Genomic DNA, 21,629 nt, shown 5'->3' on the forward strand with positions numbered 1-21,629 from the left:
CGCCTCAGGAGTATGCCGACGATGACGACCGCCCAGCGTCCCGCCGCCACCGGCCGCCTGACCCCGGACCTGGTCGACCGGCTACTCGGCCGCGCCGCGGCCGGTGGGGCGCCCGCCGTCACGGTCACCGCGCCGGTCACCGGCGAGCCGATCACCGAACTACCGCAGTCGTCGGTCGCCGATATCGAGGCCGCCTTCGAGCGGGCCCGGACCGCCCAGCGGCAGTGGGCGCAGGTGCCGGTCCGGCAGCGCGCCGCGGTACTGCGCCGCTTCCACGATCTGGTTCTCGCCGAACAGGACACCATCCTCGACATCGTGCAGACCGAGACCGGGAAATCTCGCGCGCACGCCTTCGACGAGGTCGGCGATGTCGCGGTGAATTCGCGGTACTACGCCGCCACCGCCCCCCGGCTGCTGGCCCACCGCAAACCCCGCGGGGTGCTGCCGGTGCTCACCGATGTCCAGGTGCGGCAGCGGCCCAAGGGCGTGGTCGCGGTGATCTCGCCGTGGAACTATCCGCTGGCGCTGGCGGTTTCGGATGCGTTACCGGCCCTGGTCGCCGGTAACGCGGTGGTCGGCCGGCCGGACAACCAGACCGCGCTCACCGCGCTGTGGGCCGTCGACGCCGCCGTGCGGGCCGGTCTGCCCGAGGGCCTGTGGCAGATCGTGCTGGGCCGCGGTTCGGTGATCGGCGGTGAGGTCATCGACCGCGCCGACTATGTCGACTACACCGGGTCGAGCGCCACCGGCCGGACCATCGGCCGCCAGGCGGGGGAGCGGCTGATCGGCTGTTCCCTCGAACTGGGCGGGAAGAACCCGCTGCTGGTGCTCTCCGACGCCGATCCGGTGGCCGCGGCCAAGACCGCGGTGCGGGCCAGTTTCGCCTCCGCCGGCCAGCTGTGCGAATCAATGGAACGTATCTACGTGCACGAATCGGTCTACGACCGGTTCGTCGCCGAATTCGTGCCCGCGGTCCAGGCTTTGACACTCGGTTCGCCGCTGGACTATTCGACCGATATGGGTTCGCTGACCTTCGCGCGCCAGCTCGACACCGTGCGCGCTCATGTCGACGATGCGGTCGCCAAGGGCGCCACCGTCCTGGCCGGTGGCGCACACCGGCCCGACCTCGGCCCCTACTTCTACGAACCCACCGTGCTGACCGATGTCACCGCCGAGATGACGGTGTACCGGGAGGAAACATTCGGCCCGGTCGTCTCGGTCTACAAGGTCGCCACTGACGACGAGGCGGTCGCCCAGGCCAACGACACACCGTACGGCCTCAATGCCAGCGTCTGGTCGCGCAGCGCGGCCCGGGGCCGGGAATTCGCCGCCCGGATCAACGCCGGATCGGTCAATGTGAACGAGGGATTCATCGCGGCGTGGGGCAGCGCGGACGCCCCGTCGGGTGGTGTCGGGATTTCCGGAACCGGCCGCCGGCACGGCCCCGAGGGGTTGCTGAAGTACGTCGATACGCAAACCATCGCGGTGCAGCGCATGCTGCCGATCGCGCCGCTTCCGGGGATGTCGGAGGCGATGTGGGCGAAAACCATGACACTGTATTTCCGGGTGATGAAAACCCTGCGCCAGAAATAGGCCCGCCGGTATCCGGCCGCTGCCCCTACTTTCCTCCCAGAACGACGAAGGATCCGAATCGATGAAACTGGACACGGTGGCCGGTAAGAAGGTGCTGATCACCGGTGCTGCCATGGGCCTGGGCAAATTGTTCGCCGAACAGGCGGTGCGCGAAGGCGCCGCCGCGGTGGTGCTCTGGGATATCAACGAGACCGCGCTGCGGGAGACCGCCGCCGGATTCGCCGCGGCGTCCGGCACCGTGCACACCTACACCGTGGACGTCTCCGACCGGGCCGCCGTCGCGGCCGCCGCGGAATCGGTCCGGGTGGATGTGGGCGATATCGACGTCCTGGTGAACAATGCCGGAATCGTGCGCGGTAACACCTACTTCTGGGAGACGAAGGACCGCGACGATATCGACAAGACCATGGCCATCAACGCCATGGCGCCGATGTATGTGACGCTCGAGTTCCTGCCGGCCATGGTCGCCGGTACCGTGGAGGCCCGGGTGCTCACCATCGCCTCCTCGGCCGGTTTGGTGCACAACCCGCGGATGAGCGTCTACGCCGCGTCCAAATGGGCAGCGCTGGGCTGGTCGGATTCGGTGCGGATCGAACTGGGTCAGGCCGGGCACGACCACGTCAAGGTGACAACGTTCTGCCCGACCTACATCAATACCGGAATGTTCGAAGGCGCCAAGGGTTTCTGGTTCACCCCGATCCTCGACCAGCACAAGGCCGTCGAAACCGCCTGGGCGGAGATGAAAAAGGGCACCCCCGTCGTGATCATGCCGTGGACCTCGCGCCTGAACAAGGTGCTCTCCGGTGTGCTTCCGCTCAAACTGCGCGACCTGTTCCTGAACACGGTCGGCGTCTACCACTCGATGGACGAGTTCAAGGGCCGTAAGTAGCCGCCGGACGGGTGCCGGCGGCCACGGTGGCGCCGAGTTCGGCGGACCGGGCGATCCGGGCTCGCAAACCGCTGCCGGTGAGCACTGCGGTGGCGGCCGGGATCTGATCGGTACCGATCTCGATCAGCACGCTCCCGCCGGGCGCGAGCCATTCGGCCGCCCCGGCGGCGGTGCGGCGGGCGAGCACGAGCCCGTCGGGTCCGCCGTCGAGCGCGGTGGCGGGTTCGTGGTCCCGGGCTTCCGGGGGCAGGCGGGACAGGAACTCCGACGGGACGTACGGGGTGTTCGCCAGCAGGACATCGATCCGACCGCACAGTTGGCTCGGCAGCGCATCGAACAGATCGCCCTGGAAAACCCGTCCGCCGATACCGGCGAGATTGGCGCGCGCACAGTCGGCGGCCACCGGGTCGATATCGGCGGCGAACAGCTCCGGTAGCGGGTCCGGGCCGCCGGCCAGTTCGGTGAGCAGGGCCAGCCCCAGCGCTCCCGACCCGCAGCACAGATCCACCACGATCCGCGGCGGCGTGCTGCGAGCGAGGGCGGCGGCCTCGTCCACCAGCAACGCCGAGCGCCGCCGCGGTACGAACACCCCCGCCCGCACCCCCACTCGCACACCCCTGAATTCGGCCCAGCCGAGTATGTATTCCAGCGGCTCCCCGGCCACCCGCCGCGCGACCAACTCCGCGAGTTCACCCGCCGAACGGGCACCGCCGCCCAGCATCCGCGCCTCGTCCTCGGCGAAAACGCATCCCGCCGCACGGAGCTGCCGGGTGACGGCCTCGATATCGAATGCGGGCATGGGCACAGTCTGCTCGGCGGTCGCAGGTCGGCGCACCGGATTATCGCGCGAGTCTTGCCTGCGGATTCCGGAACGCGCGGTCGCCCTGCTCACCAACAGTTCCGGTGACGAAACGTCCGAGGGTGCCGAACAGCCGATCCCAGCCCCGTGGCCCGTCGGTCGATGCGGATTCGAGGCACTTGCCGCGGCCGAGCCGACAGGTCGAAGAGTGGCATTCAGCTCTGCCGGCCGGTGAACGCCCAGACCGCCGCGGGCCGGCCGGTGGCCTTCGTGCGGCGCCGCTCGTCGGTTTTCTCCAGTCCGGGAATCCCGGCGAGGGTGCGGTTGAGATTCGCCGCGTCCGGCCGGGCGCCCGACAGCGAGGCGGTGAGGTCGACCGCGCGGGTGGCCGGGAACTGCGGCCCGAGCAGCGCGCGGGTGAGTGTGAGGTCTTTCCAGAGCAGCCCCGCCAGCCGGGTGCGGGCGGCCGCGGCGATGCTGTTGTGGTCGAAAGCCAGGGCCGGGACATCGTCGAAGGTGACCCAGTGCGCCGGCCCCTCGTGCGGTTCGGTCACCGCCCACATGACGATGGACAGCGTGGGCCCGCGCGGGTCGCGGTTCGGTTCGTCGAAGGTCACCAGCTGGCCGACCGGTCCCAGTGCGGAGTCCGGGACGCCCAGTTTGGTGCGAACTGCTCGGACCGCGGCCTCGGCGAGGCGTTCGCCCCGCCCGAGCAGAACACCGGGCAACGCGACCTGCCCCGTGAACGGTTCGTGCCCGCGCGGCGCGATACCGAACGTGACCGCGGCGTCCGCGGGCCAGAACCGCAACGCCACGACATCCACGGATACCGCTGATTGGTCCACGTCCCCATCCTGCCAAATCCGCCCTCGCCGCTACCGGGAGCGAGGCCACCGCGATCGCTACGCGCTCCCTCGCCCGAGGTACCCGGCCGGCCTGCTCCGGGTTGAGGATCCGCCGTCGCCGCGTTCGCGCCGGCACGCGTGCTCTGCCGGCTACACCCGTGCGTGCCCGATTCGACGCCGGCACCTGCGGCCGGCCGGTCGGCTGCCGGCGCCTGCTCGGTGAAGCGGTCGGGAGCTGCGCGCCTTCCGGTTGCGCTCGTGGCCGCGTCTACCGGATGGGGTATGCGCGGTCCGCCGGAAGGAGCGGGTTCGGCCGGCACGGTGTCCCCGCCGGGGCCGGAGTGCGGAAGGGTGGACCGGCCGGCGCTTCGAACGCCGCCGCCGGTGTGCGCGGGGGCCGATCGGAGCCGGTCGACGTGCGGACGACCGGTTCGGCGTCGGCGCCTGTCCGCTGCCGGCGCGTGCTCGGCGTGCGCGCGGCCGGCCGGAACAGGGGTTCTGCCGACACGGTGTGTCCACTGGTGCCCGCCGGTGGGGAGCCGGCACCGGCCAGTGCTTCGAAGGCCGTCGACGGGGCACGGGCGGATCGATCGGGGCCGGTGGCGGTGAGGACGACCGGGGCACCCAAGGTCTGCTCCAGCAGGCGTGGCAGGTCGGCTGCCGGATCGCCGAGCACCGGGATGGCCGTGGCGAGGGTCGCGGTGAGCGCGGCCTGGTGACCGAGATCCTGCCACGATCCCGGCGGGAGCGTGTCGAGGATGCCGTGCGGTGTGCGGTAGGCCGTGGCGACCGGCTCGCCGGCCGCTGCATCCAGGTGAGTGAGAACCAGCCCGTCGACACCGCCGCACACCTGCACGGCGTACCGGAGCAGTACCGTATCGAGGCGACCCCGGCGGAACGGCCCCTGGTATCTGCCGTGGGCGTTGTGTATTTCCGGGATACGCAGATCCGGGTCCTCGGTCGGCAGTGGGCCGGCCCCGTGCCGGGTCGTATAGCTGCGGGTCACGCCGAGGACGGCCGCGGTGGCGCCGATCCCGGCCAGCAGGCTGCGGGCGTTGCGCGGTTCCACCGTCGACCAGGTGGTGTACGGATGGAAACCGCGCCATTCGTCGAGCAGCACCCCTTGCGCGCCCTCGAACACCAGCCGGCCCCGCCGGGCGAGGCGCCGCAGCTCGCCGTCGCCGGTGATCCGTACCGCGCGCCCGAACTCCCGATAAACCTCCACCAGGGCATCGACGGGTTCGTGGGTGTGCGCGCTGTCGCCGAGCAGCGGACGGTAGTGCGCGGCCAGCGCGCGGAGCTTATCGCGCAGGACGGCGGGCCGGTGACAGTCCCCGACGCGGGGCGCGTCGTAACGCAGTGCGTAGGAGGCGGTTTCACCGATTCCCAGCCCGCACGATCCGTGCCGCGCGGTACCGCGGGCGTCCTCGCGGGCACGGTTGGCGGCGATATGGATCGGGGTGGTGAGCAGCGCCGCGGCATCGATCGACAGCAGCGACAGCGGATCCGGTACCCCGAGCGCCGCCAGAGTTTCCGCCTCGGCGGCCAGGGCGAGCGGTTCCACCAGCACATGTCTGGACAGGTGCGTCGGCACGCCGGAGAAGGTCCCGGAACCGAACTGGGCGAACGTATGGTGCCGGCCGCCGGCCACCACGTTGTGGGCGGCCTGCGCGCCGCCGTTGAAACGCACCACCGCGGCGACAGCCAGACCCGTCTCGGGAGTGCACAGCCAATCGACCGTGGCGCCTTTGCCCGCATCGCCGAAACCGAGGTCGACGACGATCAGGTGACGGCCGGGATCCTGCTCCGATCCGCCGACACCCCTGCCACTCATGTCGTGGCGCCCGGTAGGGCCTTCGGCGCACGGGTGCCGAGCGCCTTGCCGACGATCTCGGCCTCGTGCACCGACCCGATATCGCGGAGGTCGGCCAGACCGGCCGGTATATCCACCCGGTCCTCGGCCAGCCCGATCGTCAAGGCGATGAGTTCGCAGACCGCGGCCGGATCGTCGAGCCGCAGGAAGTTCTGGCCCAGCAGGCCCGACCAGTGCTCGGCGATCTGCGGATCACGGTAGTACGACGACTGATTCGGCAGGATGTAGTAAACATTCCAGCGTTGTCCGAGTTCGCGGTAGATCGAATCGACCGCGATATCGGTGCGTACATGGTCACCGATCACCGCGCGGATATGGCGGGCGGCCAGGCGGGATTTGTTCAGTTCGTCGCCGATGATGAACAGGTAGCCCTTCTTACGGCGTTTCTCCCAGGCGTCGGTGATCACGTGCTGCGCCATGAAATAGGCGGCCAGCTCGTAGCTTTCGGACTTCTGGCCGCCGCCTCCGCCTTCGAGGAGGATGGTGCGCAACTGCTCGTCCATCCGGTTGTCGGATTCGAACTGACCCACCTGCAACGGCGCCCGGTCGACGTCGGCGTCCCCGATACCGCCGAACAGGATCTGCGGATCGTCGGCATAGCCCTTGTTTTTCAGCAATCCGTGCAGTTTGCCGAGTTTGGTCTGCATGATCACCGGCACCCGGCCCATGGAGCCGGTGACGTCGAACAGCACCGCGATCGGCAGTGACTGCGCATGCTCGGCCGAGTCCCGGCATTCGCGGGCGGTGACGCCGAACGGGTCCAGGTCCGGGTGGCTGGTCCAGGTGTCGTAGGGCTGGTCGCGCAGTTGCGCGGTGTAGCCGAAATCGTCGATTCCGTGCCGTGCCCGGTAGGTCTCGGCGGCGCGGTAGGCGCTGTGGTCCCAGTGTCCGTATCCCATAGGAAACTCCCCGGTTCATCTTTTGGTCGTATTGACTATAACTAAACTGAGCGGCTGTGACCAGAGGCGAACCGGTGCCGCCCGGGAACGCGGCGAACGGACCCGCCGGATGCCGGGATGGGCCTGCGGGGGTACCGGCTGGCTATCGTGAAGGCGTGCCGAACCGCATCGTGAAGCGCAGCGCGACCTTGGCCGACGGCCGGGAGCTCATCTACTACGACGACGCCGACACCCGGCTCGGGCCCGAACGCCGGATCGATACCCGCCGCTTGGATCCCCGGCCGCCGACCGCGACGATGCGTCAGGACGTACTCACCGGGGAGTGGATCTCCATCGCCGCCGCCCGGCAGAGTCGCGTGGTGCTCCCGCCGGCGGACCGGGATCCGTTGGCGCCGCAGACCCCCGGCAATCCTTCGGAGATCCCGGACCGCTACGACGTCGCGGTCTTCGAGAACCGCTCACCCTCCTTCGGGCCCGCGCTACCCGGCGATGTCACCGGCGAACCACCCGCACCCGGCGGTCTCGCCGATATCACCGGCGTCGGCTTCGACCGGGAACGCGTGGCCGTCGGACGGTGCGAGGTGGTGTGTTTCAGCCCGGAACACGAGGGTGCCTTCGGCGATCTCACGCCGAGCCGCGCCCGGACCGTGATCGAGGCCTGGGCCGATCGCACCGCGGTCCTGTCGGCGCTGCCGGGTATCGAGCAGGTGTTCGTCTTCGAGAACCGGGGCAAGGCGATCGGGGTGACCCTGCCACATCCGCACGGCCAGATCTACGCCTACCCCTATGTGACACCCCGGACCACCCGCATGCTCGATATCGCGGAACGGCTCGGCCCGGACCTTTTCGAGCGCATCCTCGATACCGAACGTGCGGGCGGCCGGGTGGTGCTGGCGGGGAAATGGTGGACGGCGTTCGTCCCGTTCGCAGCGCGCTGGCCGATCGAAGTGCATCTGCTGCCGCACCGCCACATCCCGGATCTGGCCGCGACCACCGACGCGGAACGCGACGAACTGGTGACGCTCTACCTGCGGCTGTTGCGCGGTATCGATGCCCTGTACGACGATCCGACGCCCTATATCGCGGCGTGGCACCAGGCGCCCGTGCATACCGGGCGCGAGGTGATCCGCCTGCACCTGCAGCTGACCTCGATTCGCCGCGGCCCGGACAAGATCAAATACCTGGCGGGGTCGGAGGCGGCGATGGGCGCGTTCGTCGCCGATATCGTGCCGGAAGAGGCGGCCGCCCGGATTCGGGCGGCCGTCGCCTCGATAGATTTCAGCGGCTGACCGGGAGCTGGAACGTCCGGGTCGCGTCCAGATAGATGTTGTACTGCGCCGGCCTGCTCGGCGGCGGCAGTTGCGAAACCAGCTGATCCAGCGATGTCGTGGCGCCGATTACCCGGATCCCGGCGATATAGAGATCGGTGACCGCCCGCCGGATATGGTTCGGCGAGGTCACCGCCACCACGCTGAACACCCCCAGATCGCGCAGGATCTGCGCACTGTAGAGCGCGTTCTGGAAGGTGGAACCGGCGCGGTTCTCCAGATGGATCCGCTGGGCCGGAATACCGCGACCCACCAGCCAGTTACGCATCGCCTCGGCCTCGGTGATGCCGTTGCTGGGATTGTTTCCGCTCACCACGATCGGGGAGAACGGCGACGCGATGGCCTGCAGCCACGCCGCCTGCAGGCGGTCGACCAGTTCGGGCCGCGGAGTGCCGTCGGGCAGCAGGCCGTAACCGAAGACCACGATCCCGGTCTGCGGACCCACCAGCGCGGGCAGCGGATTGGGCAGGGTGGCCACGCCGGCGCCGATCGCGCCCAGTACGCCGTCTGTTCCCGCGGCCATACCCGGGTTCACGGCCCGCAGCCGGCCCATGGCGTCGTTCCGGGCCGGCAGATCGCCCGCGTAATCGGACCAGATCACCTGCAGGGAGAGCGCTTCGGCATCGGCGGGGTCGCGGGCGAGCAGCGCGCGCAGATCGGCGCGGCCGGCCTCGGAATCACCCTCGGTGAAATGGCGCTGGGCGGAGTTGTACAGGGCATCGGTTTCGGGGGTGGAGGCCCGGGCGGGCGTGCCGAGGAGTCCGGCGAAAACCATACTTGCGACGGCGGCGAAGGCCACCAGAACGTGCAGACCTCTGCGATTGTGCACTACGGCGACACCTTTCCACGTGTGGAGCTGGTTTCTCGTAGGTGATCGGGTCGGAAACTGTCGGTTCGTGCGGTGCGTGGCAACCCACCCTAGAGCCCGGTACGGCCGGGATACGGGATTTGCGGCTGTCCGATTCGTGACATGTCCGGTGGCACCCTTGCGGATGCCGCACCGTCGCGGGGCTAGGCTGAACCCCCGTGGATACCGCATCGCTGACCGGGAAAGAGCTCGCCGCCGCCGTCAACGCGGATACGACCGCGCGGGCGAAAGCGCTCACCGAACAGGCGGGCCGGGCGCCGCGTCTGGCGCTGGTGGTCGCCAACGACGATCCCGCCAGCGCCTGGTACGTCAACTCGTTGAAGAAATCGGCCGCCAATCGCGGTATCGACTGCGAAACAGTCGATCTGGGGGCCGATGCCACCGCCGACGCGTTGCGCACCGAGCTCTCCGTGCGCAGTGCCGATCCCGGCACCGACGCCATCATGCTGCAGACGCCGCTGCCCGCCGGGATATCGCTGGACGAGGTGTCCCCGGCGATCGCCGCCACCAAGGATGTGGACGGGGTGAGCCCGCTGTCGCTGGGCTTGCTCACCGCGGGTTCGGCCGGATTCGCCCCGGCCACCGCGGAAGCCGTGGTGGAACTGCTGAAACATCACGGGATCGCGCTCGCGGGGCGCCACGTCGCCGTCGTCGGACGGTCGAATGTGGTCGGCAAACCGCTCGCGCAGCTGCTGCTGGCCGAGAACGCGACGGTCACCATCTGCCACTCCCGGACCACCGATCTGCCCGCGGTGACTTCGGCCGCCGATATCGTGGTCGCCGCCGCCGGCCGGATCGGCCTGGTCACCGGCGCGAACCTGCGGCCGGGTGCGGTGGTGGTCGATGTGGGGACCAACGAAGCGGCCGACGGTTCGATCGTCGGCGATGTCGACCCGGCGTCGGTGCAGGGTCGCGCGGCCGCGCTCAGCCCGGTGCCGGGCGGGGTCGGGCCCGTGACCACGGCGCTGCTCATGCGGCATGTGGTGATCGCCGCCGAACAGGCCCGCCGCAACGGCGGTGTGGCATAGCCGGGGCAGGCCGCAGGCCGCCGGTCAGGGGCCGGTGGCCCGGGTGTTTCGCTACCTGCGCCGTGCGGGTAGCGCTAGGGTGTGCGCGCCCGTCGGTGCGGACGGATAGTCGAGTTGAGGTGACATCGTGAACGTCGAAGTGACACCCTTGCCGGGTATAGGCGTACGCAAGGATTTTCCGCTTACGGCTGTGCGCCGGCGTATCGGGGTCGTCGACCACAAGGACGGGACGATCGATCTGATCTTCACCAAGATCGGTGACCCCGACGCCACCACGCAGATCCCGATGACCGAGGCCGAGGCCGGGACATTGGCGAATCTGCTGGGCGCCCCGCAGCTGGTGGGCCAGTTGCGCAACGAACACCGCGATATGGACGGGGTGAACACCCGCCAGCTCCCGGTCGGCGAGAATTCCCCGTACGACGGGCGAACCCTGGGCGAGACGCGGATGCGGACGCGGACCAAGGCCTCCATCGTGGCGGTGATGCGGGCGGGGCAGGCGATGCCGGCCCCGGGGCCCGATTTCGTGTTCACCGGTGGGGATGTGCTGATCGTGGTGGGGACATCGGATGGCCTCGACAACGCCGCGGACATCCTGAAAGACGGCTGATTCCACGGCGATGAATGCGACCACGCTGGCAATGATCCAGCTGGGGGCGGTGTTCTTCGGGCTCGGCGTGCTCGGACGCATCGCGGCCCGGATCGGCATGTCCCCGATACCCCTGTACCTGCTCGGTGGCCTGGTGTTCGGGGAGGGAGGTTTCTTCGAACTCCACGAGGCCGACGAGTTCATCCACCTCGCCAGCGAGATCGGCGTGATCCTGCTGTTGCTGCTGCTCGGCCTCGAATACAGCGCGGCCGAGCTCTTCACCGGTATGCGCAGATCCTGGATGGCCGGCCTGCTGGACCTGGTGCTCAACGCGACGCCCGGCGTGATCGTGGCGCTGCTGCTGGGGCTGGGCCCCACCGGCGCACTGGCCATGGCGGGCGTCACGTATATCTCGTCCTCCGGCATCATCGCGAAGGTTCTCAACGATCTGGGCCGGCTCGGTAACCGCGAGACCCCGGTGATCCTGTCCATCCTGGTCTTCGAGGACCTGGCGATGGCCGCCTATCTGCCGGTGCTGACCGCGGTACTGGCCGGGCTCGGCTTCGTGGCGGGGCTGCAATCGCTGGCGATCGCCCTGGCGGCGGTCACGGTGGTGCTCGTGGTGGCGTTCCGGTACGGAAAGTACGTCTCGGCCATCGTGGCGAGCGAGGACCGGGAGATCTTCCTGCTGAAACTGCTCGGTTCGGCGCTGCTGGTGGCCGGGGTGGCCTCCGCACTGCAGGTATCGGCGGCGGTCGGGGCGTTCCTGCTGGGTATCGCGATTTCCGATACCACCGCGCACAATGCCACCAAGATCCTCGAACCGCTGCGTGACCTGTTCGCCGCGATGTTCTTCGTCCTGTTCGGCCTGACCACCGACCCGCGCAGTATTCCGCCGGTGCTGGGCTGGGCGATCCTGCTCGCGGTGATCACCACGGTCACCAAGATCGCCACCGGCTGGTGGGCCGCCGCCCACGCCCGGGCTTCCCGGCTGGGCCGGGCCCGCGCGGGCGCGGCGCTGGTGGCGCGTGGTGAGTTCTCCATCGTCATCGCCGGCCTGGCGGTGGCGGCGGGCGCCGTCCCGGACGAGTTCGCGGCGCTGGCCACCACCTATGTCCTGCTGATGGCGGTGGTGGGGCCGATCGCGGCGCGGGTGGTGGAGCCGGTGCTGCGCATCGTCACCCGTCAGCCCAAACCGGAACCGGATACGGCCGACGAATAGCGGAACAGCGGCGCCGACGCCGGTCCGGGTGAGCCGCCGATCGGCCTCCGCGGCGAAGAAGGCCGATCGGCGAACCCGGTGGCCGCCGGTCAGGCGGCCGCGGCCGAGCGCAGCGACCGCAGCACGGTATCGGGGTCCTCGACATCGACCACCAGGCGGGTGTAGTCGGTGCCGCGCAGCTCGATCCGTACCGCTTTCCCGCCGAACAGGGTGTCCCAGAATTCCTTCCGGCCCTTACCGCGGAATGTCCCGGCCGCGATCGCGCCGGGGAAGAACGCGCCCGGTGCGCGCACCCAGGGCGGGCGGCGGTCGATTTCGGCCCGTTCGACGGCCACGATATTCGCCAGATCGAAGGTGATCCGGTCGCACAGCGACAGCACCCGGTGCGTACCACGGACATGGACGGTGACGGTGGTGCCGGTGATCTCGATATCCACCATGGGGTTCCTCCCGGAGGCCGAGTTCCGCTGGTCTTATTCCAGAATGCCGTCGCGGCCTGTCGGTTGGCTGTGCTGCTGCTGTGAAAGTTCTCAGGTTCGCCGATCGCGATCACCGCAGGTGGCGATGACCGGCCGGGGTCGCGGTGGCGCGGCGCGGGCGGGATCGGTCAGACTCGTCGGTGTGTATCAGAAATCGAACGAGTGCCCGGCCCCGCGCCGGGAAACTCGGCGGACCGGAAACCCCCGGGACGCGTCGAGTCGAGGTGATAAGAGGTGACCGCACTCGCTCCGGGGGAGAACCGGCCCGCGCCGGGCGACCGCTTGACCGTCACAGTGACATGCTCGGCGCCGGTGGACGTCTCGGCTCTGTTGCTCGCCGCCAACGGTAAGGTTCGGTCGGACGGGGACTTCGTCTTCTTCAATCAGCCCGTGGGGCCCGGTGTCACCTACCGGCACGGCCGGGGCGCCGGGGACGCGGTCGATGTGCAGACTCCGGCGCTACCGGCCGAGATCGACAAGGTCGTGGTCACCGCCAGCCTGGACGGCAGCGGACCGCCGGCGTTCGGTGCGGTGGGATCGCTCACGGCGACGATCACCGGGCAGCAGGGCACGCTCACCTTCCCGGTTTCCGGATTGAGTACCGAAACGGCCGTGGTGTGTGTGGAGATCTACCGCCGAGCGGGCGCCTGGAAGGTCCGCGCGGTGGGTCAGGGCTACGACAACGGCCTGGCGGGTATCGCCACCGATTTCGGTGTCAACGTGGACGACGATCCGGTTCCGCCGTCCGCCCCCGCACAAGCGCAGGCCTCCCGCACGGATCCGACCATGATCGCCAATCCGGTGGCGGCGCAACCGTATCCGGCCCCACCGCCGGCCGCCGCCTATCCGCCGCCCGTACCGCCCGCGGCGCCGTCGTACCCGCCCGCCGCGCCGCCGTATCCGGGGCACCAGCCCCCGCCGCCCGCTTATCCACCCCAGCAGCCGTATCCGCCCGCCGCGGCCTATCCGGCGGCCCCGGTGCCGCCACCACAGCCGGCGCCCCAGCACAATCCAGCACATTTTCCTCAGCAAGGAGCTCAGCCGATGCACAGCGAGCTGTTCGACCCGCGTCATGCCGAAGTCTCTGGTATGGGCATCCAGAAACAGGGCGGCAAGATGATCAAGGTCGGGGTGAACGGCGAAACGCTGGTCCGCTCCGGCTCCATGGTCGCCTACCAGGGCGATCTGCATTTCCAGGCGCTCGGCTCCGGCGGGATCGGCCGGGCCATCCAGCAGCGGCTCACCGGCGAAGGCGTGCCGTTGATGAAGGTATCCGGCCGCGGTGATCTGTTCGTCGCCAACGGTGCCGCCGATGTGCACATCATCGATCTGGACGGCACCGACGGGCTCACCATCAACGGATCGAACGTGCTCGCCTTCGATCCGACGCTGGGCTACGACATCCGGATGGTTCAGGGTGCGGCCGGTTACGCCAGTAACGCCGGCCTGTTCAACTGCGTGTTCTCCGGCCGCGGCCGGATCGCCATCACCAGCCACGGCACCCCGGTGGTGCTCAACGTCGACCAGCCCACCTACGCCGACCCGCAGGCGGCGATCGCCTGGTCGTCGAGTCTGCAGACCGGGGTGAAACGCAACGATTCCTTCGGGCTGGGCCGGCTCATGGGCCGCAGCACCGGAGAGGGGATGACGCTCTCGTTCTCCGGCCGCGGTTTCGTCATCGTGCAGCCGTCCGAACTGCCGCCGGGTGGATTCCTGGGTGGTACCGGCGGCGGACAAGAGGCGGGGCAGAGCGGGGGCCTGCTCGGCGGTCTGCTCGGCTAGCCATCCGGTTGCCCGGGCCGGCCGAGCGGCGACGCCTCGACCCGCTCCGCGGTGACAGTTGTTCCGCATTCGCGCCGTCGCCCGCGGCGGCCCCGGAGCCGGCGAGCTGCCGGCCCGTGCTGCGGAGCCGCTGCCGGCACTCGATCGGTGAGCCGGTCGCTTGCGGCCCAGCGGGCGGTCCGTGTGGCGCCGGGCGGTCCGTGGGCATGCAGAGCTGCCTGGGCGCCGTGTCGCGATGTTCCCTGCCTCGCGACAGCGGCCCCTGGTGAACCGGTGTCGGGGGCGCCGTGGCGAGCCGGGCTGCCGCGCCACGTCGATCGGGCGCGGCAGCGCTGCGCCCCGGTGTGGTATCGACGACGTATGGTGATGCGCTCTCGGTACGACGTGGTGATCGTGGGTGGCGGGCACAACGGGCTGGTGGCGGCCGCTTATCTGGCGCGCGCGGGACTGTCGGTCCTCGTACTGGAGCAGGCGGCCGCCGCCGGGGGCGCGGCCGTCTCGGCGCGATTGTTCGACGGGGTCGACATCCGGTTGTCGCGGTACTCGTATCTGGTCAGCCTGTTACCGGACCGGATCGTGCGTGATCTGGGGCTGCGGTTCCGCACCCGGAAGCGGCGGATATCGTCCTACACCCCGGCCGGGGACACCGGCCTGCTGGTGGACAACGATTCGCCGTCGGCGACCCGGGAGAGTTTCGTCCGCGTCACCGGGTCGGACCGGGATTACGCGGCCTGGCAGCGGTTCTACGCGATGACCGGGGAGGTGGCGCGGGCCGTGTTCCCCACCCTCACCGAACCACTGCCCACCCGTGCCGAACTCCGGCGGCGGGTCGGGGACGCGGCGTGGGCGGCGCTGTTCGAACAACCGCTGGGCGAGACGATCGAAACGTTCTTCGCCGACGATCTGGTGCGCGGTGTGGTCTTCACCGACGCCCTGATCGGTACGTTCACCCACGCCCACGACGAATCGCTCGTGCAGAACCGCTGTTTCCTCTACCACGTGATCGGCGGCGGCACCGGCGACTGGGATGTGCCGGTGGGCGGGATGGGCGCATTGACCGATGCCCTGATCGACGCCGCCCGCCGGGCCGGAACGGAATTGGTGACGAGTGCGGAGGCCACCGCGATCGTCACCGACGGCGCGACGGCGCAGGTCACCGTCGCGACCGGAGGTGCGGTCGAGACCACGGTCGAGGCCCGGTACGTCCTGGTGAACGCCGCCCCCGCCGAACTGGCGCGGCTGCTGGGCGAACCGGCTCAGCCGAAACCCGAAGGCGCGCAATTGAAGATCAATATGGTGCTCGACCGGTTACCCCGCCTGCGCGATACCCGTACCGACCCGCACGCGGCCTTCGCCGGCACTTTCCATATCGCCGAATCCTACGACCAGCTCGAGCGGGCCTACCGGGAGGCGGCGGCCGGGCGGCTCCCCACGGCTCCGCCGTCGGAGATCTACTGCCATACGCTCACCGACCCGAGCATCGCCGGCTCCGCGACCACCCGGCACACGCTCACCCTCTTCGGACTGCACACACCGGCAAGCCTTTTCGCGGCCGACCCACAGGCCACGAAGGACGCCGCGGTCGCCGCGACACTGGCGCAGCTCGACGCGGTGCTCGCCGAACCCCTCGGCGAATGCCTGGCGCGTGACGCCCACGGCCGGCCGTGCCTGGACGTGGCCACCCCGGTCGATCTGCAGCGTTCGCTACGCCTGCCCGGCGGGCATATCTTCCACGGTGACCTGTCCTTCCCGTACCGCACCGGACCCGCCGGAACACCGGCGCAACGCTGGGGTGTCGACACCGCGCACCGCACCGTTCTGCGGTGCGGGGCCGGCACCGTCCGGGGTGGCGGGGTGAGCGGTATCGGCGGGCACAACGCCGCCATGGCGGTTCTCGAGGAAACCGCCGCCCAGCGGCCGGGAAATGCGCGGTGAATTCTGGTCGGAGAATCGGCTGCGGTGCTCGTCGGTGGGAGTATCCGAATACCGTGTGGCGGTAGGGTTGTCGGCTGTGGATCGGCCCGGCGGGTCGTTCGATCGCAGTTCGATATCCGGCGCCGAGGAGAAGTACGTGGCACTCGAAACCGCACCCAAGGGTGAGGCCCCCGACGACAAAGCCGCGCGCGAGCAGAAGGCGATCCGCGAGCTGGAGAACCGGCTCGCGGCCGCCTATGCGCAGGAACGCACGGCCGCCGAGGTGGGTGGTGCGGTGCGCTCGGCACACGATCGGTTCGCCGCCAGCAAGGTCCGGGATTTCGTGCCCATCCTGGTCGAGCGTGCGGTACGCCGGCAACTGGAGCCGGCCGCCGACGCCACCGCCGGCGTGGATGCGGACCATGCCGCCGCGCCGACCGAGAAGATCACCACGGGCGCCGCTGACCCCGCGCTGCCCGGCCGGCTCCGCGCCGTGGCCACCGACCGGCGCGGCCTGTTCGCGCTGGCCGGTGCCGGAGTGGTCGCCGCGGGCGCGGCGGCCTGGGCGGTGACCAGGCCCGAATCCGGCTCGGTGCAGGCGGCCGCGCCCGTTGCGGGTGCGCCGCTGACCGGGGTCACCGGTGTGGTCGGCTCGGAGAAGATGGCGTTCTTCGACGATGAGCGGGTCGCGGAGATCTTCGCCGCGCACGGGTTCGATGTCCGGGTGCGCGCGGCGGGGTCGCGGGAGATCTCCACCTCGGTCGATCTCGGCGGACAGGCCTTCGCCTTCCCGTCCAGCCTGCCCGCGGCCGAGAAACTGAAACGCGAAGTGGGTGTGCAGACCCAGTTCACGCCGTTCTACTCGCCGATGGCGATCGCCACGTTCGAACCCATCGTGAAACTGCTCGACGCGGCCGGCGCGGTGAAATACGACGGCCCGGTTCCGGCGCTCGATTTCTCCGCCTACATCGATATGGTCCAGCGCGGGGTGCAATGGGACGAACTGCCCGGCAACCGCACCTACCCGGTCGAGAAGAACATCCTGGTGAGCACCACCGATGTCCGGACCTCCAATTCGGCCGCGATGTACCTGGCGGTGGCCGGCTATGTGGTCAACGATCATGCCGTGGTGCGCGGCGCGACGGCCGAACAGCATGTGCTGCCCACCTTGCAGCGGCTCTTCCTCGCCCAGGGCTACACCGAGGGCTCGAGCACCGGCCCGTTCGAGGAATACCTCACCGCGGGGATGGGCGCGACACCGATGACCTGGATCTACGAGGCGCAGTACGTCGCGGCGGCGGTCGAGGGCCGGTTGCGACCCGATATGGTCCTGCTGTACCCGTCGCCGACCGTGGTGTCGCGGCACACGCTGGTACCGCTCACCCCCGAGGGCGAGCAGATCGGGGCATTGCTGCACAACGACCCCGATCTGCAGTCGCTGGCCGCCGAGCACGGTTTCCGGACCGGTGATACCGCCCGATTCGACGAGGTGGTCACCGAACACGATGTGCCCGTCGCCCCGGACCTCGTCGATGTGGTCGATGTGCCGGCCTTCGAAACCCTGGAACACCTGCTCGACGGGGTCGCAGGCGCCTACTGACGCCGGTCGCGCGCAGCGCCGGGGAATTGCGCTGCCCGGGCTTGCCCGGCTGTGGCTCCTCCACACCGGCCGGCCCGATATCCCGATCGGGCCGGCGCTGCGTAACCAACTCGGCGAAGGCCGGCGCCGGACTGCCCGGCCCGGTGATATGCCGGCGGTGACGCGGCTCTGTTCGCCTCCGTCGGCCGGCCCGGCGGATCACCGGGATCCGCGGGACCGGCGGCAGGTGTATCAGAGCTGGGTGGCGACCTCGTTCGCGATGAGCGCGAGATGTTCGAGATCGGTCAGGTCCAGGATCTGCAGGTAGATTCGCTGCGTACCGATCTCGCGGTAGCGGCCGATCTTGTCGACCACTTCGGCCGGTGAACCGGCCAGGCCGTTGGTGCGCAGTTCGTCCACTTCGCGGCCGATGGCGGCGGCTCGCCGGGCGATCTCCGCCTCGCTGGTGCCCACGCAGGCGACCAGGGCGTTGGAGTACACCATGCTGTCGGCGGGCCGGCCCTGCCCGGCGAGGGCGGTGCGAACGCGATCGAACTGGGCGGCGCTGTCGGCGGGGGAGACGAACGGCAGATTGAACTCGCTCGCATACTGTGCCGCGATCCGCGGTGTGCGTTTGGGACCCAGTCCGCCGACGATCACCGGTACGGGCTGCTGGACCGGTTTCGGCAGGGCCGGGGAACGGACGAGTTCGTAGTACTTTCCGGTGAAGTCGAAGGTGTCACCGAGCGCGGTTTCCCAGAGACCGGTGATCACCGCGAGTTGTTCCTCGAGACGGTCGAATTTGTTGTCCGGGAACGGAATACCGTACGCGCTGTGCTCCTCGGCGAACCATCCGGTGCCGAGGCCGAGTTCCACCCGCCCGCCCGACATCTGGTCCACCTGCGCCACCTGGATCGCCAGCGGGCCGGGCAGCCGGAAGGTGGCCGCGGTGACGAGCGTGCCGAGCCGGATCCGGCTGGTCTCCCGGGCCAGGCCGGCCAGGGTGATCCACGCATCGGTCGGACCGGGCAGGCCGTCCACGGATCCCATGTGCAGATAGTGGTCGGACCGGAAGAAGCCGTCGAAGCCGAGTTCCTCCGTGGTCCGGGCCACCCGCAGAAGTGTCGTGTAGTCCGCGCCCTGCTGCGGTTCGGTGAAGATACGCAGTTCCATGAGGCCTATCGTGCCGCACGGCCGGCCGGCCGCCGGATCGGGTGGCCGATGCGGGCCCACCCGGCGCGATCCACACTCGGATCAGATCAGCCGCGCGGCGGGGCCGGTCATCGTCGTCGGCAGCACTTGATCCGACCAGCCGCACGGCAGGGAGCAGCTGGCGATGACCACGGTATCGGCTTCCCCGTTGTCGTAGATCCGCCGATACGATTCGGCGCGCGCCGGATAACCGCAGGTTTTGCATTTTCCGAAGTAGTTGAGGATTTCGCCGGTGCGGGTGAGCGCGACCCGGCGCTTGGTTTCGGGCATGGTGTTTCCTCCGGAGTCGGAGCGTGTGATACAGCGCCGAATGTAGTTCGCGCACAGTGGGTGTGTGGGTGGAGTGCGCTGCGGCTGGGACCTCTCACACTGTGGTTACCGGCTGGTTTGGGCAACCTCCAACGGCGAGGTCGGCGGCGTTTCCGGACCGTGAGTGAATATTCGGCAATACGCTTCGTGACCTGTCACAGAGCCCTTCCGGAGCGTGTGTTACTCACTGGTAATAACGGCGGGCCCCGACTATTGTGAGTCAGGTTACAGATGGGGAACCCCGCCGACCCAGTTGTCCGTTGCGGGCCGACGAGAAGTTGTACGAGTTGGTTACCGACGTCATCGATGTGGTCGCGGATCTGCCCGCGGCGCGGGCCGCGGTCTGGGATCTGCTGCTGGACCCGCAAACCTATCCGCGCGTGTTCACCGGGATCGGCGCCTGCTCCCGGCTGGACCTGCCCGGCGAACAGCCGGTCTTCGAATTCCGGGTCGGCACCCCGGCCGCCGGGATCCGGATCCTGCGGGTCAGGGTGGTGGCCGGCCGCTGGTACGAAAGCGTGGAACTGCACGCGCCGGAGATCGGCAGTTTCGCCGCATTGCGGCTGACCGGGGAGGGCGACCGCAGCCGCGTCTCGATCACCTTCTTCACCCCCGGCCGGGTGCACCGGCATATCGCGGGGCTGTCGAATTCCGCCGTGCAGGAGTGGACTGTCAAGGGGCTGCGCCGGATGACCGATATAGTGCGCGGCGCACGCACCTCGGTCGTGGCCAACAGCGACGCCTCACCGGTGCGCCGCAATATCGGGGTGATCCGGCAGGTCACCACCAGCGGGGTGGTGCGTACCCGTGCGCAGGTCGCGGTCAAACAACTGCTGTCGCTGAACAAATGGGGTTTCAACCTGGCCGGCGGGTATGCCGCCGGGGCCGCGTACTCACCCGATCGGCTCGCTGTCGTCGACGACCGGGGCGACCGTACCTTCGCCGAGATGGACCAGCGCACCACCGCGCTGGCCGGTGCGATGGCGACGGCGGGGTTCGGGGCCGGCGACGCCATCGGCCTGCTGTCACGTAACCATGCCGGCATGGTCGAAACCATGGTCGCGGCAGGCAAACTCGGGGTGGATGTCGCCTTGCTCAATGCGGGGCTGGCGGCTCGCACGATCGAGCAGATCGTGCAGCGCCACCGGCTTTCGGCGCTGTTCGTGGATGGTGACCTGGAAGAACTCGTGCAGTATCTGCACGCCGACCTGCCGCGTTTCAACACCGATCTGCGCCCGCCGGTGCCGGACCGCTACACCATCGACGATCTGATCGAGATGGGCGAGAACGATTTCCGGATCCCGGCCCACCCGGGCCGGTTGATCGTGCTGACCTCCGGCACCAGTGGGATCCCGAAAGGCGCGCGCCGTCCCCATCCCAAGGGTTTCGGCACCATCGCCGCGCTGCTGTCGCGGATTCCGCTGGACATGGAATCCGCGATGCTCATTCCCGCCCCGCTCTTCCACACCTGGGGACTGGCCGGGCTGCAACTCAGTACGGCCCTGCGCTCGACGGTGATCCTGCCGGAACGGTTCGACGCGCAGGAGTGCCTGCGCCTGGTCGCCGAACACCGGGTCGCCACCATGATCGTGGTGCCGACCATGGTGAACCGGATCCTGGACCTGCCGCCGGCCGTGCGCGCCCGGTACGACACCTCCAGCCTGCGCCACGTGATCAGTTGCGGGGCCCCGCTGGCCGGGGCGACCGTCCTGCGATTCATGGACGCCTACGGCGATATCCTCTACAACGTCTACGGTTCCACCGAGGTCTCGTGGGCGACCATCGCGACGCCGGCGGATCTGCGCTTCGCACCCACCACCGCGGGCCGGCCCCCGCTGGGCACCCGGGTGGCGGTACTGGGCCCGGATCACAAACCCGTCCCGATCGGCGCGACCGGGCATGTGTTCGTGGGCAACCACATGCTTTTCGACGGCTATGTGAATGCGGCGCCGCCCGACGAGGCGCACGGCATGCTGGATACCGGAGATGTCGGATATTTCGATGTCAACGGCCGGCTCTTCATTGCCGGGCGCGACGACGAGATGATCATCTCCGGTGGCGAGAATGTCTTCCCGCGGCCCGTGGAGGAGGCCCTGTCACACCTGCCGCAGGTGAGCGAGGTGGCCGTGGTGGGTGTGCCGGACCCGGAATTCGGGCAGCGGCTGGCCGCCTTCGTGGTGAAACACGAAGGGTCCGGGCTGGATCCGGAAATGGTGCGCACCTATATCCGGCATCGCCTGAGCCGGTTCTCGGTGCCCCGGGACGTGACCTTCCTGCCGGCGCTGCCGCGCGGGGAAACCGGCAAGATCTTGAAATGGCTACTGGCCGGTGGGAACAACGGCGACCTGCCGCCGGCGGGGATGGGCGGGCTGGGCGTGAGCGGGTCGGCGTAACGGTTCGTCCCGGCGTTGCCGGGCAGCG

17 protein-coding genes and 1 pseudogene are annotated in these 21,629 nt (G+C 69.4%); 10 read left to right on the forward strand and 8 right to left on the reverse strand.

Going from position 1 to position 21,629, the window contains the following annotated elements:
* Positions 1–21 precede the first annotated feature (21 nt).
* Entirely contained in the window at positions 22–1,593 is a 1,572-nt protein-coding gene (locus ACQEVO_RS09940) for a succinic semialdehyde dehydrogenase (protein ID WP_432911279.1), read from the forward strand.
* Between the two features lie 61 nt (positions 1,594–1,654).
* A complete protein-coding gene (locus ACQEVO_RS09945; protein ID WP_432911281.1) occupies positions 1,655–2,482 on the forward strand; it encodes an SDR family NAD(P)-dependent oxidoreductase in 828 nt (275 codons plus the stop codon).
* Here ACQEVO_RS09945 and ACQEVO_RS09950 read toward each other — a convergent pair.
* The 4 genes and pseudogenes from ACQEVO_RS09950 to ACQEVO_RS09965 all read right to left on the reverse strand — a co-directional run bounded on the left by ACQEVO_RS09950 (position 2,466) and on the right by ACQEVO_RS09965 (position 6,898).
* Entirely contained in the window at positions 2,466–3,281 is an 816-nt protein-coding gene (locus ACQEVO_RS09950; protein WP_432911283.1) for a putative protein N(5)-glutamine methyltransferase, read from the reverse strand. The genes ACQEVO_RS09945 and ACQEVO_RS09950 overlap by 17 nt on opposite strands.
* 215 nt (positions 3,282–3,496) lie before the next feature.
* Entirely contained in the window at positions 3,497–4,126 is a 630-nt protein-coding gene (locus ACQEVO_RS09955) for an NUDIX hydrolase (RefSeq protein WP_432911286.1), read from the reverse strand.
* 562 nt (positions 4,127–4,688) lie between these two features.
* Positions 4,689–5,960, reverse strand: a pseudogene (locus tag ACQEVO_RS09960) (adenylosuccinate synthetase); the annotation flags it as partial.
* Positions 5,957–6,898 (reverse strand): hypothetical protein, encoded by a 942-nt coding sequence (locus ACQEVO_RS09965; protein WP_432911288.1) that lies wholly within the window; start codon positions 6,896–6,898, stop codon positions 5,957–5,959. The pseudogene ACQEVO_RS09960 and the gene ACQEVO_RS09965, both read right to left, overlap by 4 nt.
* Positions 6,899–7,053: 155 nt before the next feature.
* On the opposite strand from ACQEVO_RS09965, the gene galT reads away from it, so the two are divergent.
* The gene (gene galT / locus ACQEVO_RS09970; protein ID WP_432911291.1) at positions 7,054–8,187 is read left to right on the forward strand and encodes a galactose-1-phosphate uridylyltransferase; all 1,134 of its coding nucleotides are present in this window, start codon (positions 7,054–7,056) and stop codon (positions 8,185–8,187) included.
* Here the strand turns inward: galT and ACQEVO_RS09975 are convergent.
* Entirely contained in the window at positions 8,177–9,055 is an 879-nt protein-coding gene (locus ACQEVO_RS09975) for a YdcF family protein (protein WP_432911293.1), read from the reverse strand. The two genes, galT and ACQEVO_RS09975, sit on opposite strands and share 11 nt — an antisense overlap.
* A 197-nt stretch (positions 9,056–9,252) precedes the next feature.
* Between ACQEVO_RS09975 and ACQEVO_RS09980 the strand changes: the two genes are divergently transcribed.
* The 3 genes from ACQEVO_RS09980 to ACQEVO_RS09990 all read left to right on the forward strand — a co-directional run bounded on the left by ACQEVO_RS09980 (position 9,253) and on the right by ACQEVO_RS09990 (position 11,933).
* Positions 9,253–10,122, forward strand: coding sequence for a bifunctional 5,10-methylenetetrahydrofolate dehydrogenase/5,10-methenyltetrahydrofolate cyclohydrolase (locus tag ACQEVO_RS09980; protein ID WP_432911296.1), 870 nt, complete (start codon positions 9,253–9,255; stop codon positions 10,120–10,122).
* Between the two features lie 127 nt (positions 10,123–10,249).
* A complete protein-coding gene (locus tag ACQEVO_RS09985; protein WP_432911299.1) occupies positions 10,250–10,732 on the forward strand; it encodes a cation:proton antiporter regulatory subunit in 483 nt (160 codons plus the stop codon).
* A gap of 10 nt (positions 10,733–10,742) precedes the next feature.
* Positions 10,743–11,933, forward strand: coding sequence for a cation:proton antiporter (locus tag ACQEVO_RS09990; RefSeq protein ID WP_432911302.1), 1,191 nt, complete (start codon positions 10,743–10,745; stop codon positions 11,931–11,933).
* A gap of 89 nt (positions 11,934–12,022) precedes the next feature.
* Here ACQEVO_RS09990 and ACQEVO_RS09995 read toward each other — a convergent pair whose 3' ends face one another.
* On the reverse strand, positions 12,023–12,373 hold the full coding sequence (locus tag ACQEVO_RS09995) for a hypothetical protein (RefSeq protein WP_432911305.1): 351 nt from the start codon (positions 12,371–12,373) through the stop codon (positions 12,023–12,025).
* A gap of 273 nt (positions 12,374–12,646) precedes the next feature.
* Between ACQEVO_RS09995 and ACQEVO_RS10000 the strand changes: the two genes are divergently transcribed.
* The 3 genes from ACQEVO_RS10000 to ACQEVO_RS10010 all read left to right on the forward strand — a co-directional run bounded on the left by ACQEVO_RS10000 (position 12,647) and on the right by ACQEVO_RS10010 (position 17,708).
* Positions 12,647–14,194 (forward strand): AIM24 family protein, encoded by a 1,548-nt coding sequence (locus ACQEVO_RS10000; RefSeq protein WP_432911308.1) that lies wholly within the window; start codon positions 12,647–12,649, stop codon positions 14,192–14,194.
* 360 nt (positions 14,195–14,554) lie between these two features.
* Positions 14,555–16,129: a phytoene desaturase family protein gene (locus tag ACQEVO_RS10005; protein WP_432911311.1), complete on the forward strand. Its 1,575-nt coding sequence runs from the start codon at positions 14,555–14,557 to the stop codon at positions 16,127–16,129.
* 136 nt (positions 16,130–16,265) lie between these two features.
* Positions 16,266–17,708, forward strand: a complete 1,443-nt coding sequence (locus tag ACQEVO_RS10010) for a three-helix bundle dimerization domain-containing protein (RefSeq protein ID WP_432911313.1) — start codon at positions 16,266–16,268, stop codon at positions 17,706–17,708.
* A gap of 231 nt (positions 17,709–17,939) precedes the next feature.
* Here the strand turns inward: ACQEVO_RS10010 and ACQEVO_RS10015 are convergent, their stop codons facing one another.
* Positions 17,940–18,860 (reverse strand): LLM class F420-dependent oxidoreductase, encoded by a 921-nt coding sequence (locus ACQEVO_RS10015; protein WP_432911316.1) that lies wholly within the window; start codon positions 18,858–18,860, stop codon positions 17,940–17,942.
* An 81-nt stretch (positions 18,861–18,941) separates the two neighbouring features.
* Positions 18,942–19,169 carry a hypothetical protein gene (locus ACQEVO_RS10020; protein ID WP_432911319.1) on the reverse strand — a complete coding sequence of 76 codons (228 nt, stop codon included), beginning with the start codon at positions 19,167–19,169 and terminating at the stop codon, positions 18,942–18,944.
* Positions 19,170–19,495: 326 nt separating this feature from the next.
* Here ACQEVO_RS10020 and ACQEVO_RS10025 point away from each other — a divergent pair, with 326 nt between their 5' ends.
* Entirely contained in the window at positions 19,496–21,601 is a 2,106-nt protein-coding gene (locus ACQEVO_RS10025; RefSeq protein ID WP_432911321.1) for an AMP-binding protein, read from the forward strand.
* Positions 21,602–21,629 lie beyond the last annotated feature (28 nt).

This window comes from Nocardia sp. CA-290969, from assembly GCF_050936135.1.
In the GTDB taxonomy this organism is placed as follows: Bacteria; Actinomycetota; Actinomycetes; order Mycobacteriales; family Mycobacteriaceae; genus Nocardia.

Bases quoted from the DNA above. Each gene is read 5' to 3' on its own strand.
- ACQEVO_RS09940 (WP_432911279.1), top strand. From the start codon at position 22: ATGACGACCGCCCAGCGTCCCGCCGCCACCGGCCGCCTGACCCCGGAC.
- ACQEVO_RS09945 (WP_432911281.1), top strand. From the start codon at position 1,655: ATGAAACTGGACACGGTGGCCGGTAAGAAGGTGCTGATCACCGGTGCT.
- ACQEVO_RS09950 (WP_432911283.1), bottom strand. From the start codon at position 3,281: ATGCCCGCATTCGATATCGAGGCCGTCACCCGGCAGCTCCGTGCGGCG.
- ACQEVO_RS09965 (WP_432911288.1), bottom strand. From the start codon at position 6,898: ATGGGATACGGACACTGGGACCACAGCGCCTACCGCGCCGCCGAGACC.
- ACQEVO_RS09990 (WP_432911302.1), top strand. From the start codon at position 10,743: ATGAATGCGACCACGCTGGCAATGATCCAGCTGGGGGCGGTGTTCTTC.
- ACQEVO_RS09995 (WP_432911305.1), bottom strand. From the start codon at position 12,373: ATGGTGGATATCGAGATCACCGGCACCACCGTCACCGTCCATGTCCGT.
- ACQEVO_RS10005 (WP_432911311.1), top strand. From the start codon at position 14,555: ATGGTGATGCGCTCTCGGTACGACGTGGTGATCGTGGGTGGCGGGCAC.
- ACQEVO_RS10015 (WP_432911316.1), bottom strand. From the start codon at position 18,860: ATGGAACTGCGTATCTTCACCGAACCGCAGCAGGGCGCGGACTACACG.
- ACQEVO_RS10020 (WP_432911319.1), bottom strand. From the start codon at position 19,169: ATGCCCGAAACCAAGCGCCGGGTCGCGCTCACCCGCACCGGCGAAATC.